Raw genomic sequence first — 404 nt, 5'->3', positions numbered from 1 at the left:
GCCCAGTACTCACGGTCGGCCGCGAACCTGCTGGAGTCCCGGTACTTCTGGTCCAACTCGTAGAGCGTCCGCAACTCCAGGGCCCGGTTCGGTTCCGGCTCCGTCCCCTTGACCTGCGCGGTGTACAGCGCGGCGATGCGGTTCACCATCACCATGCCGCTGTACCCGTCCAGCGCGACATGGTGAATTCGCGTGTACCACAGGTAGTCCCGCTCCCCGACCTGCAGAACGCTCATCGCGACCAGGCGGTCGTGAGTGAGCCGGATGGGCGTGACGTAGTCGTTGTCCATCCAGTCGTGTGCCGCGGCGACCGGGTCGGCCTGCCCGCGGAAGTCGACGAACTCGACGGTCGCGTCGATGGTGTGGTCGACCATCTGCCGCGGTTCGCCGTCGACGTCCACGAG

The 404-nt window shown here is 66.6% G+C and carries 1 protein-coding gene; it reads right to left on the bottom strand.

Features of this window, described 5'->3' with window-relative positions; all coding sequences use genetic code 11:
• Window positions 1-404 (bottom strand): condensation domain-containing protein (locus tag AC1DYG_RS20250; protein ID WP_477641630.1); only part of this gene is annotated, 404 nt, incomplete at both ends.

This window comes from Pedococcus sp. P1_H8 (assembly GCF_056405175.1).
The sequence above is the reverse complement of the archived record's forward strand: the minus strand, read 5'-3'. Positions and strand labels throughout refer to the sequence as shown.